Below are 16,237 nucleotides of genomic sequence, written 5' to 3'. Positions count from 1 at the left end.
CCGCGCGCCCGCCCAACGTACAGCGAACCCTTCTGCCGCACCCAGGCATTTTCGAGGGCGCGGGGCCGTCGGCACGGCCCCACGCCCCTGCGGGGCACCGCCGCTCAGAGCTGGGACTGGACCTGGGAGGAGATAAGTTCCAGGTGGTCCAGGTCGTCGAGGTCGAGGATCTGGAGGTAGAGCCGCCGGGAGCCGATCTCCGCGAAACGGCCGATCCTGTCGACGACCTCGGCCGGGGAGCCCGCCAGGCCGTTGGCCTTCAGCTCCTCCACCTCACGGCCGATCGCCGCCGCCCGGCGGGCCACCTCGGCGTCGTCCTTGCCCACGCAGGCGACGAGCGCGTTCGAGTAGACCAGGTCGGAGCCCTTGCGGCCGGCCTGCTCCGCGGCGGCCCGCACCCGGCCGAACTGGCGCTCACTGTCCTCGACGGACGCGAACGGCATGTTGAACTCGTCGGCGTACCTGCCCGCGAGGCGCGGCGTACGGGAGGCGCCGTGGCCGCCGATGAGCACCGGGACCTTGGACTGCGCGGGCTTGGGCAGCGCGGGCGAGTCGGTGAGCTGGTAGTAGGTGCCGTCGTAGGTGAAGGTCTCGCCGGCCTCGGTCTCCCACAGCCCGGTGACGATCGCCAGCTGCTCCTCCAGGCGGGCGAACTTCTCCTTCGGGAACGGGATGCCGTACGCCTTGTGCTCCTCCTCGAACCAGCCGGCGCCCAGGCCCAGTTCGACCCGGCCGCCGGACATCTGGTCGACCTGGGCGACCTGGATCGCCAGCACGCCGGGCAGGCGGAAGGTGCCGGCGGTCATCAGTGTGCCGAGGCGGATCCGCTTGGTCTCGCGGGCGAGTCCGGCAAGGGTGATCCAGGCGTCCGTGGGGCCGGGGAGGCCGTCCACGGACCCCATGCGCAAGTAATGGTCCGAGCGGAAGAAGGCGTCGAAGCCGAGGTCTTCGGTGGCCTTCGCCACGGCGAGCAGGGTGTCGTAGATCGCCCCTTGCTGGGGCTCGGTGAAGATTCGAAGATCCATGCCTCCATCCTGCACGGTCGTACGCCGGTCGACCCCATCGGTACCGCCGGTCGATCGCGTCCCCGGTCGGGTGAAATCCGTCGACCGTGTGCGCGGGGCGGGGCGGGGGCGGTGACGCGCCCGTGCGGTGGTCGTCGGCCCGGGCGGAGCCGGACCGGCCGGCGGCCGAGGACGAGGAGGCCGCCCACTACCCCGTCGCCGCCCCCTGATCCCGCACCGCGAGTCTTCGCAGCATCTCAAGAACCCGGTCCCGCGACTCGTCCGCCGCGTCGATCGCCTCCATGCACTGCCAGTACGTCCCCTCGTCCGCAGCCGCGCAGGCTATACCGACCAGGGTGATCCCCACCTCCCCGAGCAACCCTCCGAGTTCGAGAAGCGCCCGCCTCGCATCACCCAGCTCGGTCAGCTGCGCCGCCCGTAAGCTGCTGACATCGACCGCCGGAGCGCCCAGAACCCCGCAACCGCGACCGGCCAGCTCCGTCAACCCCAGTGCCTCGCCCCGCAGTTCGGGGGGTCCGGACACCGCCAGCCGACTGCCTATCGCCTGGGCGAGGGCCTGGGCCTGCCAGGCCTCGGCCATGGTCTCGGAGGTGTCGCCGCTCCTCATCAGGGCACACCTGCTCGCACCGATGAGCCGCACCGCATCCATCCACTGTCCCCGTCTGTCCCGACGCGTTGTGCACACGCCTGCCCGAACTCCGCCTGCCACTACCCAGAGTGAGCTGCCTCGGGACGAAAAGCCAGAGGAAGTCTGAAATCTGCGGACACGGAATCGAATATGAACAGATCAACAACTCCGGAGAGTGACAATCGGAACTGTTGGTCCGGCTTTGCGCGCGCAGCACGGGAGTTGGCGCAGTTGGTAAGAGTTGGTGGCAGTCGGCAGCGGGCCCACCGGAGGGGGTCACTCCCCCACCGGGAATCTCACCTCGTTCCGGTCGATCTTCGCGTCCAGCGCCGCGAGTGCGTCGACCCCCAGCACCTCACACAACTGGAGCAAGTACGCGAGCACGTCCGCGACTTCGTCCCGTACACGCGGTGCTTTCTTCGGGTCGTCCATCACCCGGGCCGACTGCTCGGGCGTCAACCACTGGAAGATCTCGACGAGTTCGGACGCCTCCACGCTGAGCGCGGCGACGAGGTTCTTGGGCGTGTGGTAGGGCTCCCAGTTCCGCGCCGCGGCGAACGCGGCCAGTCGGCGCTGCAGGGTCGCCACATCAAGTTCGGTCACGGTCCAAGGTCTACCACCGTCACCCCGTCCACCCCCGCCGCCCAGGACGCGTCGCTCACGGCCCCCACCAGCCGGATGTGTCCCCGTTCGCACATCCGGGCGGCCAGCCGTACGAGCCCTTCGCGCTGCCGGGCGTCCAGATCACGGTCGAACCCGTCGACGAGCACGGTGAGCGTCTGCAGCGCCGCGGGCACCTCTCCCGCCAGGTCGACCTCCAGCACACCGGGCCCGGTCAGCAGCACCAGGGCCAGCGCGAGATAGCGCAACTCCCCGTCCCCCAGGCGGCCGAGCGGTGTCCGCAGCCCGTCCCCCCGGTCGAGCCACGCGCGGACGGTGCCGCCCGCCCCACCGGTCCCGGGCTCCGCCAGTACGTCGTGCACCGGCCCCGCGCACCCGGCCCGCACCGCGTCGACCAGCAGCCCGTGCCGCCGCCCGCACTCGGCGCGTGTACGCCACAGCACCGCGGCGAGGTTGTCGCAGCCGCGCAGCAGCCGTCCCGCGCCGAGCGGCACGTCGGCGCGCATGGAGCGGGGCTGCGGGTCGCACACGAAGACCGACCGCAGCGCGACCACCATCTGCTGGGCGGCGGCGAGTACTTGGCGCTGGCCGTCCGTCCTGCCCGCGACCCGCAGCGGCAGGAGCGCGGTGCCGAGCCGGTCGTCGGGTAGCGGCGCCCTCGTCACGGGGGACGAGCCCGCGGTGTGCCAGGCCGCCTGCACCGCCCGTCGGGCCGGATCCCGCAGGGCCGTCTCCAGCAGGGTGCGCCCTCCGGCGGTCAACCGCTCGCCCACGATACGAAGTCGCGGCTCGGCCTGTACGGCCACATCGAGCCGTACGGGACCCTCGGGGCCGTCCGCCGTGCAGCCGATCCGGAACCCGCGGCGCCGCTGGACGTCGGGCCGGGCCCGCTCGGGCACACAGGCGGCCGGATCCGGGAACACCTCGCCGAGTTCGGCGCCGCCGCCGAGCCGGGCCAGTGCCTCGTACGCCCGCAAGGCGCTGGACTTGCCGCTGCCGCTGGGCCCGCGGAGGAGGCTGAGAGGCCCGAGCGGGAAGCCGGCACCTCGGTGCGCGGCGAACGCGGACAGCCGCAGCTCGGTGACGCTCGGGCGGTCGGGACGGGAGGCTTTCGCCTCCGCCGCTTCCGCCGCCTCGGCCGCCTCCGCTGCCGGCACGCGAGGCTCGCGAGAATCTGCGGCTCCGTCGTGGTCGGCCGCGCAGTTCCCCGCGCCCCTCGGAGGCGCGGGGAACTGCGCGATCTTTTCGCCTTCAGGGAGGCGAGGAGACACGGTCATGTCCGGACCGTAGGACTCCGCCCCGAGGCGGAACCGTTTCGTCCGCGGACCTTCCTACGATCGAGGGACCCGGTCACCGCGGTTGCCGGAAAGGTCCGCGCCGAGAACGTCCGCGCGGAAACGTCACACGCCGGGGATCCCGGCCCCCTTCATCAGTCCCGCCACCTCGGTGCCCGGCGGCGTCAGCAGGAAGACGTTCTTGTCGACCCGGTGCATCCCGCTGGCCAGGCCGAAGACCACACCCGTACTGAAGTCGAGTACACGCTTGGCGACGTCCGTCTCGGCGCTGGTGAGATCCAGGAGGACCGGAATTCCGGCCATCAGGGTCTCGGCGACCTCGCGGGCGTCCGCGAAGATGGTGATGCGCAGCACCACGAAGCGGCGCCGCGTCTCGGTCTCGGCCTCCGGCAGCGCCCGATGGCCGACCGCCGACGGCCAGGCATCGCGGCCGCGCAGAGGAACTACCTGGGCGAGCCCTTCCCACTGTTCATCGGTGACGTCGTGGCTGTTCACCGGCTCCCCCACCCTGTCGTGCCCTGAGTAGTGCCCGGAATCGTGCTGATCGCCTGCACCAGTCGTTGTCGGGCCATTGTTGCGCATGGTCACCCGTTCGGCCGAATGCGACACGGTCCGCAGCCGACCGCCGTAGGCTTCGAAACCTCGGACCGGCCCTCATATCGGCCCTCGCGCCGACCTCTGCGCCGCCCCCTCACACCGGACCGGCTGCCGTTGTGTGACGGGCGTAACCCCTCAAGATCACGCCACGTGACACAGGCGTAACGGGCAATTCGTACAGTCGGGAGCCCCGAGACAAGCCGGAGAAGGGCAGCGTGTGAGCACGACCTCCCCCACGTCCTCGTCCGCCCCTACGCCCTCGTCCGCCCCCACGTCCCAGGTGCGCACGGTCTGCTCGTACTGTGGCGTCGGCTGCGGCATGGTCCTCGACATCGGGATGGGCCCCGACGGACGGCGTACGGTCCTGAAGGCGACCGGGGACAAGGCGCATCCGGCGAATCACGGCCGGCTGTGCACCAAGGGAGCGACCACCGCGGACATGCTCGCGGCGCCGGGACGGCTGGCCACCGCGCTCGTACGGGAGGACCGCGGGGCCGGACCCGCACCCGTGTCCGTGGACGCGGCGATCGCCGAGACCGCGCGGCGGCTGCGCGCGGTCATCGACGAGCACGGCCCGGACGCCTTCGCCTTCTACGTCTCGGGGCAGATGAGCCTGGAGGCCCAGTACCTGGCGAACAAGCTGGCCAAGGGGTTCGTACGGACGAACCAGATCGAGTCCAACTCCCGGCTGTGCATGGCGAGCGCGGGCGCCGGTTACAAGCTGTCGCTGGGGGCCGACGGGCCGCCCGGCTCGTACCAGGACTTCGAGTCGGCGGACGTCTTCCTCGTCATCGGCTCGAACATGGCCGACTGCCATCCGGTCCTGTTCCTGCGGATGATGGACCGGGTGAAGTCGGCGGGCGCGAAGGTCGTCGTCGTCGACCCGCGGCGCACGGCCACCGCCGACAAGGCCGATCTGTATCTGCGGATCAAGCCGGGTACGGATCTCGCCCTCCTGAACGGGCTGCTGTACCTGCTCCACGAGAACGGGCACACGGATCCCGACTTCATCGCGGCCCACACCGAAGGATGGGAGGCGATGCCCGGCTTCCTCGCCGACTACCCGCCCGCCGCCGTCGCCGACATCACCGGTATCCCCGAGGACGACATCCGTGCGGCCGCGCGGCTGATCGGCGAGGCCGGTGAGTGGATGAGCCTGTGGACCATGGGCCTCAACCAGTCCACACACGGCACCTGGAACACGAACGCCCTGGTCAACCTGCATCTCGCCACCGGCGCGATCTGCCGTCCGGGGTCCGGCCCCTTCTCGCTCACCGGGCAGCCCAACGCCATGGGCGGGCGTGAGATGGGGTACATGGGGCCCGGCCTGCCGGGGCAGCGTTCCGTGCTCGTCGACGACGAGCGCGCCTTCGTCGAGGAGCTGTGGGAGCTGCCGCCCGACACCCTCCGCAAGGACGGGGCCGGCAAGGGCACGGTCGAGATGTTCCGGAAAATGGCCGATGGCGAGATCAAGGCCTGCTGGATCATCTGCACCAATCCGGTCGCCTCGATGGCCAACCGCCGGACGGTCATCGAGGGCCTCGAAGCCGCCGAATTCGTCGTCACGCAGGACGTGTTCGCCGAGACCGAGACCAACGCGTACGCCGATGTCGTGCTCCCCGCCGCGATGTGGACCGAGACCGAGGGCGTCCTCATCAACAGCGAGCGCAACCTCACGCTCGCCCGGCCCGCCGTCGACCCGCCCGGCGAGGCGCTCGCGGACTGGCGGCTCATCGCGCGGGTGGCCTGCGAGATGGGGTACGAGAAGGGTTTCTCGTACGCGAGCGCGGAGGAGATCTTCGAGGAGATCAAGCGCGCGTGGAACCCGGGGACGGGGTGGGATCTGCGGGGGGTCACGTACGAGCGGCTGCGGGACACCTCCGTGCAGTGGCCGGCCTCGGACGTGCGGGGGCCTGACCGGAATCCGATCCGCTATATCGGCTCGGATTCCGGAGGCGGGGGGCCCGTCTTTCCCACGGCCAGTGGGCGGGCCGTGTTTCATGCCCGGCCGCACATGCCCGCCGCCGAGCTGCCCGACGACGACTTTCCGTTCGTGCTGAACACCGGGCGGCTGCAGCATCAGTGGCACACGCTGACCAAGACGGGGCGGGTGGCGAAGCTCAACAAGCTCGATCCCGGGCCGTTCGTGGAGGTGCATCCAAAGGACGCGGCCTTGCTCGGCGTGGGTGACGGGGATCGGGTCGAGGTCGCGTCCCGGCGGGGGCGGGCCGTGTTGCCCGCGGTGGTCTCGGACCGGGTGCAGCGCGGGTGTCTGTTCGCGCCGTTCCACTGGAACGATCTGTTCGGGGAGTACCTGAGCGTCAATGCCGTCACCAGTGACGCCGTTGATCCGGTGTCCTTCCAGCCGGAGCTGAAGGTGTGTGCGGTGGCGCTGACGCGGGTTTCCTCGCCGCCGAGGGCGCTGCCCCCGGGCCCCCGCTCCTCAAACGCCGGAGGGGCTGAGAGTAAGGGGGCCGAAGGGGCTGAGAGTACGGGCGCCGGAAAGGCTGAAGGGATCTTCGGGCTGCAGCCCAGTCCCCCTCCCCTCCTCTCCGCCTCCGAGCGCCAGTACCTCACCGGCTTCCTCTCGGGGCTTCCCGCGGGGTCTCCCGGGGTGCCCGTGCTTCCGGCGGACGCGCCCTTCGACGCGGGTCACGCGCTCTGGGTGAACGGCGTTCTCGCCGGTATGTACTCCCGCGCGGCCGACAGCCCACGGGTCGCGGAGGCGCCCACCCCCCTCCGCGAAGTCGTCGTCCTCTGGGCCTCGCAGACCGGGAACGCCGAGGAGTTCGCCACCGCGGCTGCCGAGCAGCTCGTCGCCGGCGGCCACCGGGCCACGCTCCTCGGCATGGACGACGCCGACCCGCGTGCCCTGCCGCCGGGTGCGGATCTGCTGCTCATCACCAGTACGTTCGGCGACGGGGACGCGCCCGACAACGGCTCCGGGTTCTGGGCGAGCCTGGCCCCGGAGTCGCCCGAGCCACCCCGCATGGACGGCGTGCGCTATGCCGTGCTCGCCCTCGGCGACTCCTCGTACGACGACTTCTGCGGGCACGGGCGGCGGCTCGACCAGCGGCTGGACGAGCTGGGCGGGGTGCGGCTCGCTCCGCGTGCCGACTGCGAGCCGGACTACGAGGCGCCCGCGCGGGCCTGGCTCGATCAGGTGGTCGGCGCGCTCGCAACCGGCGAGGAACCCGCCCCGGCGGCAGCGGTTGCCGCACCGGCCCCCACGCCGACCGCGCCGACCGCTGCGACCGCGACAAGGAAGCCCCCCGCCGTCACCGCGCGGCTCGTCGGGAACCGGCTGCTCAGCCTGCCCGGTGCGGGCAAGGAGGTGCGCCGGTTCACCTTCGACACCCGGGGTGGCGACAGCCCGCTGACGTACGAGGCGGGGGACGCGCTCGGCGTACGGCCGCTCAACTCGCCCGCGCTGGTGGCCGAGTGGCTGGCGGTGGCCGGGCTCGATCCCACAACCACCGTCGATATCGCCGGGGTTGGCCACACCTCCGTCGGCGACGCCCTCGGTCGGCTTCTCGACATCACCCGGATCTCCCCGGACCTGCTGCGTTTTGTCGCCGAGCGTACCGGCGACACCGGCGACAACCGGGAGTTGAAGCGGCTGCTGCGGCCCGACAACAAGGACGGGCTGGCCAAGTGGAGTTGGGGACGGCAGGCCGTCGACGTCATCGCCGAGCATCCGGTACGGGCGAGCGCCCAGGAGTGGGCCGGCGTCCTGAAGCGGCTCCAGCCCCGCCTGTACTCCATATCGTCCAGCCCGCTCACCGACCCGCACCACGTGTCGCTCACGGTCTCCGTGGTCCGGTACGAGAGTCTGGCCGGCCGGGCGCGCGGCGGGGTCTGCTCGCCCTTTCTCGCCGACGCCGAAGCGGGGACACCGGTGCCCGTGTTCGTACAGCGCTCCCCGCATTTCAGGCCCCCGGCCGATCCGGCGACCCCGATGGTGATGGTCGGGCCCGGCACCGGGGTTGCACCCTTCGTCGGCTTCCTGGAGGAGCGGCGGGCCCTCGGGCACCGGGCACCGAACTGGCTGTTCTTCGGCGAGCAGCACCGGGCGACCGACTTCTACTACGAGGAGGAACTGGACGGCTTCCTCGCCGACGGCACCCTCAGCCGGCTGGACACGGCCTTCTCCCGCGACCAGCGTGCCAAGGTCTACGTCCAGGACCGGCTGCGCGAACACGGACCCGAGCTGTGGTCGTGGCTCCAGGGCGGCGCCCGCTTCTACGTCTGCGGCGACGCCTCCCGCATGGCCAAGGACGTCGACCGGGCCCTGCGGGACATCGCGGTCGCCCACGGCGGCCTGGGCGGGACGGAGGCCGCCGCGTACGTCAAGCAGCTCGCGGCGGAGAAGCGATACGTCAGAGACGTGTACTGAGCCGTGCCCCTTCAGGGGCGCGGGAACTGCGCGGCCCACCCCGTGCCCCTTCAGGGGCGCGGGGAACTGCGCGGCCCGCCCCCACCGGGCCCGCAGACGAATCGCCGCCCTCACAGAGCCACATCCCTTGCCACCCCCCTTGCAGGACAAGGCCCCCACTGACCTGCACCGACACCCCCACCGGATGGTGAACGGCACCCCAAACCCACGCATCAAAACCTGTACCGTTCATTTACTTGAACTGTTCGTGTTTATGTCAGTAGGTTGGGTCCATGACCGCACCCGGGACTCCGACGACCGCCGAAGAGCTGCGCGGCGCCGGCCTGCGGGTGACGGCGGCCCGTGTCGCGCTGCTCGAAACCGTCCGGGCAGGTGATCATCTCGGTGTGGAGGCCATCGCCACCGAGGTACGGGCCCGCGTGGGCCACATCTCGCTGCAAGCCGTGTACGAGGCACTTCACGCGCTGACCACGGTGAAGCTCGTCCGGCGCATCGAGCCGCCCGGCAGCCCGGCCCTCTTCGAGGGACGTGTCGGGGACAACCACCACCATCTCGTGTGCCGGTCGTGCGGAGTCGTGGCCGACGTCGACTGCGCGACCGGTCACGCCCCCTGCCTCACCGCGTCCCAGGACCACGGCTTCGCGGTCGACGAGGCCGAGGTCATCTACTGGGGCCTGTGCCCCGCCTGTCTCACCAGTTCCCCCAGTCCCACCGGCCTCAGTTCCTGAGCAAGCGATCCACCCCGTTGAGCTTGTGCTCCACCCCGTTCGGAAGGATTTCCCCATGACCGAGAACCATGACGCGATCGTCACGGACCCTGAGCCGCAGGAGTCGGGAGGCTGCCCGGTCGCCCACGGCCGCGCCCCGCACCCGACCCAGGGCGGAGACAACCGTCAGTGGTGGCCCGAGCGCCTCAACCTGAAGATCCTTGCCAAGAACCCGGCCGTGTCGAACCCCCTCGGTGAGGAGTTCGACTACGCCGAGGCGTTCCAGGGCCTCGACCTCCCCGCGGTCAAACGTGACATCGCCGAGGTACTGACCACCTCGCAGGACTGGTGGCCCGCGGACTTCGGCAACTACGGCCCGCTCATGATCCGTATGGCCTGGCACAGCGCCGGCACGTACCGCATCAGTGACGGCCGCGGTGGCGGCGGCGCCGGTCAGCAGCGTTTCGCGCCGCTGAACAGCTGGCCGGACAACGTCAACCTCGACAAGGCCCGCCGTCTGCTGTGGCCGGTGAAGAAGAAGTACGGCCAGAGCCTGTCCTGGGCCGACCTGCTGATCCTCACCGGCAACGTCGCCCTGGAGACCATGGGCTTCGAGACCTTCGGCTTCGCCGGTGGCCGCGCCGACGTGTGGGAGCCCGACGAGGACGTCTACTGGGGTCCCGAGACCACCTGGCTCGCCGACGAGCGCTACACGGGCGACCGTGAGCTGGAGAACCCGCTCGGCGCCGTCCAGATGGGCCTCATCTACGTCAACCCCGAGGGCCCGAACGGCAACCCGGACCCGCTGGCCTCGGCCCGCGACATCCGTGAGACGTTCCGCCGGATGGCGATGAACGACGAGGAGACGGTCGCCCTGATCGCGGGCGGTCACACCTTCGGCAAGACCCACGGCGCGGGCCCGTCCGAGAGCGTCGGCGACGACCCCGAGGCCGCCTCGTTCGAGGAGCAGGGCCTCGGCTGGAAGAGCACGTACGGCACCGGCAAGGGCGGCGACACCATCACCAGTGGCCTTGAGGTCACCTGGACGAGCACGCCCACCCAGTGGAGCAACGGCTTCTTCAAGAACCTGTTCGAGTACGAGTGGGAGCTGACGCAGAGCCCCGCGGGTGCCAACCAGTGGGTCGCGAAGGACGGCGCCGGCGCCGGTACGATCCCGGACGCGCACGACCCGTCGAAGAGCCACGCCCCGAAGATGCTGACGGCCGACCTCGCGCTGCGCTTCGACCCGGCGTACGAGGAGATCTCGCGCCGCTTCTACGAGAACCCCGACCAGTTCGCGGACGCCTTCGCCCGTGCCTGGTACAAGCTCACCCACCGTGACCTGGGCCCGAAGTCCCTCTACCTCGGCCCGGAGGTCCCGGAGGAGACCCTGCTGTGGCAGGACCCGGTCCCGGCGGTCACGCACGAGCTGGTCGACGCGGCGGACATCGCCGAGCTGAAGAGCCAGCTCCTCGCCTCGGGCCTCACGGTCTCCGAGCTGGTCTCCACGGCGTGGGCCTCGGCCTCGACCTTCCGTGGCAGCGACAAGCGCGGCGGCGCCAACGGCGCGCGCATCCGCCTCCAGCCGCAGAGCGGCTGGGAGGTCAACAACCCCGACCAGCTCGCCTCGGTGCTGCGCACCCTGGAAGGCGTCCAGTCGTCCTTCAACTCCGCGCAGAGCGGCGGCAAGCAGGTCTCCCTCGCCGACCTGATCGTCCTCGCCGGTGCGGCGGGCGTCGAGAAGGCGGCCAAGGACGGCGGCGTCGACATCGAGGTGCCGTTCACGCCGGGCCGCACCGACGCGTCGCAGGAGCAGACGGACGTGGAGTCGTTCGCCGCGCTGGAGCCGACCGCCGACGGGTTCCGCAACTACCTCGGCAAGGGCAACCGCCTTCCCGCCGAGTTCCTGCTGCTCGACCGGGCGAACCTGCTGGGGCTGAGCGCTCCCGAGCTGACCGTCCTCGTCGGCGGTCTGCGTGTCCTGGGCGCCAACCACGGCCAGTCCGCGCACGGCGTCCTCACCGACAAGCCGGGGACGCTGACGAACGACTTCTTCGTCAACCTCCTGGACCTCGGTACGACGTGGAGCTCCACCTCGTCCGACCAGACCGCGTTCGAGGGCCGCGACGCGTCCACCGGCGAGGTCAAGTGGACCGGCACCCGTGCCGACCTGGTCTTCGGCTCGAACTCCGAGCTGCGCGCGCTCGCCGAGGTCTACGCGAGCGACGACGCGAAGGAGAAGTTCGTGAAGGACTTCGTCGAGGCGTGGGTCAAGGTCTCGAACGCGGACCGGTTCGACCTGGTCTGATCCTGACCTGAAGCCCGGGCCGGTCCATCTGGACCGGCCCGGGTTTCGTGTTCAGCCGCTCAACTGCCCGTTCCGGACCGCCGAGACGAACGAGGTCCAGTCGGCGGTGGGGAACACGAGCACCGGGCCGTGCGGGTCTTTGCTGTCCCGCACGGGGACCACGGCGGTGAGGTCGCCGGATATCTCGACGCACGCGCCACCGTCCGAGTTGCTGTACGAGCTCTTGTGCCACGTCGCGGCACTCAGGTCGATGGAACGCACGGTACTTCCTCCAACAGGCGCAGGATCATCTGCCTCGACTCGGCCCGGGTCAACGCCAGGTCACGAACTGCATCGTAGGCATTCTGCAGCTTCTCGACCGCCGCGCTGTCTTCGATCAGGTCGCCACGGTGCGCGTTCTCCGTGTACGCCACCGTACGTCCGCCGCGCAGCCGTAGGAACCACACGTCAGTACTGTCGAGCCCGTAGGGACCAGCGCTGAACGGCAGCACCTGAACCGCGATGTTCCGGCGCTCCGCCACCTCAGCCAGGTGCTTCAACTGCCCATGCCACTCGGTGGTGTTCAGCAAGGCGGTCCGCAACACCGCCTCCGACAGGATCGTCCGGAACGGCGGCGCGTCCTCCCCCTCCAGCAACTCCCGGCGCCCCGCCCTCGCTTCGACCTGCTGCTCAAGCTCCTTGCCCCTGAGCCCGCCCGCCGCGAGCACCTCCCGCGCATACCCCGGTGTCTGCAACAAACCGGGCAGCACACTCACCGCGAAGTGCCACAGGCTCACCGCCTCCGCCTCCAGCGCCATGTACCGCCGGTACCGCTCGCGGAACTGCGTGTGGTCCCCGGCCGCGACCTCCCAGAGCGCCAGCAACAGCCCCGGTGTCCCGTAATGCGTGTCCAGCGCCTGGACCACCTCCGGGCTGCCCAGCGTCTCGCCCTTCTCCATCTTGCCGAACAACGAGTAGTCCCAGCCCAGCCGTTCGCCGAGCGCCCGCAGACTCGTCCCGCTCGCGGCCCGTAACGTCCGCAGCTCCTCCGCGAACCGCTGACGGGGTTCCTGACTGCGGCCGGTGATGACGCGTCGCTGCGGCATACCGCTCCCTCCCGGACGTACACGTGCGTGCGCGATGTGGAACGTGTGGAACCACATCCGCGCGACCGGGAACCACTCCCCCGCCCACACCGTGGCCTTCCACCCCCGGGCGCATCCTCGTAACGACCGGACTACACAGCGTAATTCACGCAGTACAGCCGGTCATGGAATCAGCGAAACCGCCTGCCCGCCCCCACCGACGAGGACTGCCATGACCCCCACGCCCCACACCCAGGAAGCCGTCGCGGCACGCGACGCCCTCGCCGCCGCGCTCTCCCGGGCCGGCATCCAGCTCCCCGCGATGGACATCCGCACCCCGTGGGCCGACGACCGCAAGGACGAGGCCCGGTACGCGCTTGTGCACCTGGGCGTGTGCTCGGCTCCCGTCGCCCTGCTGCTCGCGGACGTGATCACGAAGGGGGCGGCCCGGTGACGGGCGACGCCGACGCGGCCCCCACCGCCGTCGACGCCACCACCGTCGGCAAGGTCGTCCGCGACGCCGCCCGCGGCCTCGTCGGACGCGTCATGGGTCACGAGGGCCCGTACATCCAGCTCCGCCCGCTGAGCGGGGGCCGTGAATGGGACGCCGACCCGGACCACGTCCGCGACCTCACGCCCGACGAACTACTGAGCGCTCTCCTCGCCGAGGTGAACGCCCGCAGCAGACAGCCAAGATGACCGCCCGGACGGCACCACCGTCAGCGTGATCACGACTTCGGGTCGTGGCCCCAGTTCATCAGGGAGTAGCGCCACCGTGTGTCCGTGACGTCGCCCGAGGGGCGCTGCTTGAGGTGGCGGTGCACATAGCCGACGACCTTGCGCATATGGGCGACGTCGTCGTCGGTCAGGTCGGCCTTCTTCTTCTCCAGCAGGCGGACGATACGGCGTCCGGACGCGTGCCCCACGCTCTCGCCGTCGCCGTCCGACTGACCCACGCTCTTCGAGTCGTCGGTGTCCAGCCACTTCTTGAGGGCACTGGGCGTCATGTTGACGGCCTCGCCGAACTCCTTGACCGTGTCCTCGCGGTCCGTGTCGGTTTTTCCGCTGCCGCCACTCATGAGCCGCCGCTCTTCTTGCGCAGCGACCCGGGCTTGTGGACGGCGTTGCGGCCCGACTTGTCGCTCTCGACCTCGTACTGCGGCTCGTCCTTCGAGGCGTCGACGGTACGGCCCGCCACCTCGGCCCGTCCCGTGATCTTCTTCTTCACCTTGCCGGGGACGGTCTGCCCATGACTGCTCCAGGAGACCTTGTCACCCTTGCTCAGCTTCTTGCCCTTCGCCACGATCCGCACGCTCCCTCGACCTCGGCCCCCGCACTGGACACCCCTCCCCACTGTCCAGCTCTTCGTGGCAGGACGCATTTCGGCGGCGTCCGAGTGGTCGGAGACGCTGTCGGTCAGCGTTCCGCGGAAGCCACGGGAGCCGCAGCTGCCTCGACCGCCGGTTCGAGCAGGGACAGCGTCCGGTTGTCCGCGTCCACGTCCGCGCGTACGCCGAGGGGCAGCGGCAGGTTCGGTGAGGTGTGGCCGAAGTCGACCTGGGCGAGGACGGGGATGTCACGCTCCCCCAGGACGTCGAGCACCACCTCGCGCAGCCCGACCTGCTCCCCGCCGCCCTCCCAGGGCGTGACCTCGTGCGGGATGCCGACCACCATGCCGGCGATCCGGTCCAGCACACCGGACAGCCGCAGGGTCTGCAGGTCGCACCAGATCCGGGTCACCGGCCGCTGCAGCTCCTCCCAGAACAGGACGGCGCCGTCGAGCCGTTCGGCGGGCAGCGCGAAGGGCGTCGCCTGCACCTGGACCAGGCGGTTCAGCAGGCCGCCGAACAGGGGACCCTGCGCGCGGCCCGGCCGCCAGGTCTCCCACGTCCCGCCTGCCGGCAGCGCGCCCGGCGCCTCGGCCCTGGTGAGCACCCGGGTGTAGAGGTCGACCAGTTCGGACCGGCGGGCCTCGTCGCCCAACGTGTACCAGTCGCTGCCGAACCCGTGGGTGACGATGTCGGCGTGGAAGCCGACGAGGCCGGTCCTGGCGTACAGGGCCATGTGCAGCACGGAGATGTCGCTGTAGCCCAGGATCGGCTTCGGGTCGGCCCGGATCGCGTCCAGGTCGATCAGATCGAGATAGCCGATGGTCGCCTGGCCACCGGTGTGCGCGACCACGGCCCGCACCTCGGGGTCCCGGAGCAGCGCGTTCAGCTCGGCGGCCTGCTCCGCCGGGGCGCCCGCCGCCCACCAGCGGCTGCGCGCGGTGTCGACCATCGGGCTGACCCGCACCCGGAAACCCATCCGCTCCAACATCGCCACACCGCGGGCGAGCAGCGGCTCGTCCCCGGGCTCCAGACGGTCCGAGGGCGCGGTGACGACCACGAGATCGCCGGGACGCAGCGCACGGGGACGACGGATCGTGGACATGGAGCCTCCTTGTTGATCGACAAGGGCGGACAACCACGCGGGTACCGCTGGTATTCCGACCACCGGGGTCCGACCACCGGGGTCCGACCACCGGGGTCCGACGTCTAGGCGCTGAGCAGGCGCAGTACCGCCTCCTCCACCGGCTGCGTGGCGAGTGCGCCCGCCACCGGGACGGAACCCAGGGACGCGAGGGCGGGGGCGATCGTCCTTCCCTCGTCGAAGAGTTCGAACAGGCGCGGGTTGATGTAGGAGGCCCGGCACACGGACGGCGTGTTGCCGAGGTAGCCGGCGACCTCGCGGACCGCCCGTGCGGCGGCCCGCTTCCGGGCGGTCGGCGAGGTGTCCGCCACCTCGGCCGACACGGCGAGCGCGACCGCGGCGAGCACCGTGGCGTGCCAGGTCCGGAAGTCCTTGCTGGTGATGTCCAGGCCCGCGAGGTCACGCAGGTGCCCGTTCAGGTCGGTCGCGTCGATGGTGTGCCAGCGGCGCGCTTCCCAGTACGCGAAGAGGTGGTCGTTGTCGTCGCGGCGGCGGAGCAGGGCCCGGACGCCGGCGTAGACCTGTTCGTCGACGATCTCCCGGCAGTAGCGGCGCCCGCTCTTGGCCGCGTAGTCGAAGCCGACCGCGCCCTTGCTGCAGGTGACCTGGTGGCGCCGTACGGTCGTCAGTCCGTACGACTCGTTCGTCTTCGCGTACCGGTCGTCGCCGACGCGGAAGAAGCCGAGGTCGAGCAGCCGGACCCCGAGCGAGAGCACCCTCTCCCGGCTCAGGCCCGAGCCTTCGAGGCTCTTGCCGACCTGCCGGCGCACCTCGGGCAGGGCGGCGCCGACCTCCAGGACGCGGGTGTGCTTGGCGGCTTCCTGCTTCTCGCGGAAGAGGGGGTGGTAGAGGTACTGGCGGCGGCCGGCCTCGTCCGTGCCGACCGCCTGGATGTGGCCGTTGGGGTGCGGGGAGATCCAGACGTCCTGCCAGGCCGGCGGGATGACGAGATCGCGTACGCGCCGGGCTTCCGGGCCGTCGGGCAGTGCCCGGCCCCTGGTGTCCAGGTAGCGGAAGCCGCGGCCGTGCCGGCGGCGGCCGTAGCCGGGGCCCGTGAGGTCACTCGTCCGGAACCGCATCGCGCTCCTCCTCCGTTCACCCGCGGCCTGCGGGACCGCGACCAG

General features: G+C 70.9%; 16 protein-coding genes. 5 read left to right on the top strand and 11 right to left on the bottom strand.

Going from position 1 to position 16,237, the window contains the following annotated elements:
• Positions 1-104: 104 nt before the first annotated feature.
• The 5 genes from ACH4DZ_RS39150 to ACH4DZ_RS39130 form a co-directional block, all read right to left on the bottom strand.
• Positions 105-1,025 (bottom strand): LLM class F420-dependent oxidoreductase, encoded by a 921-nt coding sequence (locus ACH4DZ_RS39150; RefSeq protein ID WP_398293608.1) that lies wholly within the window; start codon positions 1,023-1,025, stop codon positions 105-107.
• A gap of 187 nt (positions 1,026-1,212) precedes the next feature.
• On the bottom strand, positions 1,213-1,674 hold the full coding sequence (locus ACH4DZ_RS39145) for a DUF6099 family protein (RefSeq protein WP_398293606.1): 462 nt from the start codon (positions 1,672-1,674) through the stop codon (positions 1,213-1,215).
• A 255-nt stretch (positions 1,675-1,929) separates the two neighbouring features.
• Positions 1,930-2,256, bottom strand: a complete 327-nt coding sequence (locus tag ACH4DZ_RS39140) for a nucleotide pyrophosphohydrolase (protein ID WP_398293604.1) — start codon at positions 2,254-2,256, stop codon at positions 1,930-1,932.
• Positions 2,253-3,551: an ATP-binding protein gene (locus ACH4DZ_RS39135; protein WP_398293602.1), complete on the bottom strand. Its 1,299-nt coding sequence runs from the start codon at positions 3,549-3,551 to the stop codon at positions 2,253-2,255. Before ACH4DZ_RS39135 ends, ACH4DZ_RS39140 begins: the two co-directional genes overlap by 4 nt.
• A gap of 123 nt (positions 3,552-3,674) precedes the next feature.
• Positions 3,675-4,064 carry a cell division protein SepF gene (locus tag ACH4DZ_RS39130; RefSeq protein ID WP_398293600.1) on the bottom strand — a complete coding sequence of 130 codons (390 nt, stop codon included), beginning with the start codon at positions 4,062-4,064 and terminating at the stop codon, positions 3,675-3,677.
• A 421-nt stretch (positions 4,065-4,485) separates the two neighbouring features.
• On the opposite strand from ACH4DZ_RS39130, the gene ACH4DZ_RS39125 reads away from it, so the two are divergent.
• The 3 genes from ACH4DZ_RS39125 (at position 4,486) to katG (ending at position 11,577) form a co-directional block, all read left to right on the top strand.
• Positions 4,486-8,562, top strand: a complete 4,077-nt coding sequence (locus tag ACH4DZ_RS39125; RefSeq protein WP_398293678.1) for a molybdopterin-dependent oxidoreductase — start codon at positions 4,486-4,488, stop codon at positions 8,560-8,562.
• A 272-nt stretch (positions 8,563-8,834) separates the two neighbouring features.
• The gene (locus ACH4DZ_RS39120) at positions 8,835-9,290 is read left to right on the top strand and encodes a Fur family transcriptional regulator (RefSeq protein ID WP_398293597.1); all 456 of its coding nucleotides are present in this window, start codon (positions 8,835-8,837) and stop codon (positions 9,288-9,290) included.
• A 55-nt stretch (positions 9,291-9,345) separates the two neighbouring features.
• Complete coding sequence (gene katG, locus ACH4DZ_RS39115) at positions 9,346-11,577, top strand: catalase/peroxidase HPI (RefSeq protein WP_398293595.1); 2,232 nt, start codon at positions 9,346-9,348, stop codon at positions 11,575-11,577.
• A 51-nt stretch (positions 11,578-11,628) separates the two neighbouring features.
• Here katG and ACH4DZ_RS39110 read toward each other — a convergent pair whose 3' ends face one another.
• Both ACH4DZ_RS39110 and ACH4DZ_RS39105 read right to left on the bottom strand, forming a co-directional pair.
• Positions 11,629-11,838 (bottom strand): DUF397 domain-containing protein, encoded by a 210-nt coding sequence (locus ACH4DZ_RS39110; RefSeq protein WP_398293593.1) that lies wholly within the window; start codon positions 11,836-11,838, stop codon positions 11,629-11,631.
• Entirely contained in the window at positions 11,820-12,662 is an 843-nt protein-coding gene (locus tag ACH4DZ_RS39105; protein WP_398293591.1) for a helix-turn-helix domain-containing protein, read from the bottom strand. The genes ACH4DZ_RS39110 and ACH4DZ_RS39105 overlap by 19 nt, the downstream gene beginning before the upstream one ends.
• Before the next feature lie 211 nt (positions 12,663-12,873).
• Here ACH4DZ_RS39105 and ACH4DZ_RS39100 point away from each other — a divergent pair, with 211 nt between their 5' ends.
• Both ACH4DZ_RS39100 and ACH4DZ_RS39095 read left to right on the top strand, forming a co-directional pair.
• Complete coding sequence (locus tag ACH4DZ_RS39100) at positions 12,874-13,095, top strand: hypothetical protein (protein WP_398293589.1); 222 nt, start codon at positions 12,874-12,876, stop codon at positions 13,093-13,095.
• Positions 13,092-13,340, top strand: a complete 249-nt coding sequence (locus ACH4DZ_RS39095) for a hypothetical protein (protein WP_398293587.1) — start codon at positions 13,092-13,094, stop codon at positions 13,338-13,340. Before ACH4DZ_RS39100 ends, ACH4DZ_RS39095 begins: the two co-directional genes overlap by 4 nt.
• A gap of 29 nt (positions 13,341-13,369) precedes the next feature.
• Here the strand turns inward: ACH4DZ_RS39095 and ACH4DZ_RS39090 are convergent, their stop codons facing one another.
• The 4 genes from ACH4DZ_RS39090 to ACH4DZ_RS39075 all read right to left on the bottom strand — a co-directional run bounded on the left by ACH4DZ_RS39090 (position 13,370) and on the right by ACH4DZ_RS39075 (position 16,192).
• Positions 13,370-13,720, bottom strand: coding sequence for a DUF3140 domain-containing protein (locus ACH4DZ_RS39090; RefSeq protein ID WP_398293585.1), 351 nt, complete (start codon positions 13,718-13,720; stop codon positions 13,370-13,372).
• On the bottom strand, positions 13,717-13,944 hold the full coding sequence (locus tag ACH4DZ_RS39085; protein WP_398293584.1) for a DUF2945 domain-containing protein: 228 nt from the start codon (positions 13,942-13,944) through the stop codon (positions 13,717-13,719). Before ACH4DZ_RS39085 ends, ACH4DZ_RS39090 begins: the two co-directional genes overlap by 4 nt.
• Before the next feature lie 113 nt (positions 13,945-14,057).
• A complete protein-coding gene (locus ACH4DZ_RS39080; protein WP_398293582.1) occupies positions 14,058-15,074 on the bottom strand; it encodes an LD-carboxypeptidase in 1,017 nt (338 codons plus the stop codon).
• A 104-nt stretch (positions 15,075-15,178) separates the two neighbouring features.
• A complete protein-coding gene (locus tag ACH4DZ_RS39075; protein ID WP_398293580.1) occupies positions 15,179-16,192 on the bottom strand; it encodes a DNA topoisomerase IB in 1,014 nt (337 codons plus the stop codon).
• Positions 16,193-16,237 lie beyond the last annotated feature (45 nt).

Source organism: Streptomyces sp. NPDC017991, from assembly GCF_044328075.1.
GTDB lineage: Bacteria > Actinomycetota > Actinomycetes > Streptomycetales > Streptomycetaceae > Streptomyces.
This window is presented reverse-complemented; position numbering and strand designations above follow the sequence as displayed.

Coding starts and splice junctions, on each gene's coding strand:
- ACH4DZ_RS39150 (WP_398293608.1), bottom strand. CDS start 1,025: ATGGATCTTCGAATCTTCACCGAGCCCCAGCAAGGGGCGATCTACGAC.
- ACH4DZ_RS39145 (WP_398293606.1), bottom strand. CDS start 1,674: ATGGATGCGGTGCGGCTCATCGGTGCGAGCAGGTGTGCCCTGATGAGG.
- ACH4DZ_RS39135 (WP_398293602.1), bottom strand. CDS start 3,551: ATGACCGTGTCTCCTCGCCTCCCTGAAGGCGAAAAGATCGCGCAGTTC.
- ACH4DZ_RS39125 (WP_398293678.1), top strand. CDS start 4,486: ATGGTCCTCGACATCGGGATGGGCCCCGACGGACGGCGTACGGTCCTG.
- ACH4DZ_RS39120 (WP_398293597.1), top strand. CDS start 8,835: ATGACCGCACCCGGGACTCCGACGACCGCCGAAGAGCTGCGCGGCGCC.
- katG (WP_398293595.1), top strand. CDS start 9,346: ATGACCGAGAACCATGACGCGATCGTCACGGACCCTGAGCCGCAGGAG.
- ACH4DZ_RS39105 (WP_398293591.1), bottom strand. CDS start 12,662: ATGCCGCAGCGACGCGTCATCACCGGCCGCAGTCAGGAACCCCGTCAG.
- ACH4DZ_RS39100 (WP_398293589.1), top strand. CDS start 12,874: ATGACCCCCACGCCCCACACCCAGGAAGCCGTCGCGGCACGCGACGCC.
- ACH4DZ_RS39090 (WP_398293585.1), bottom strand. CDS start 13,720: ATGAGTGGCGGCAGCGGAAAAACCGACACGGACCGCGAGGACACGGTC.
- ACH4DZ_RS39080 (WP_398293582.1), bottom strand. CDS start 15,074: ATGTCCACGATCCGTCGTCCCCGTGCGCTGCGTCCCGGCGATCTCGTG.
- ACH4DZ_RS39075 (WP_398293580.1), bottom strand. CDS start 16,192: ATGCGGTTCCGGACGAGTGACCTCACGGGCCCCGGCTACGGCCGCCGC.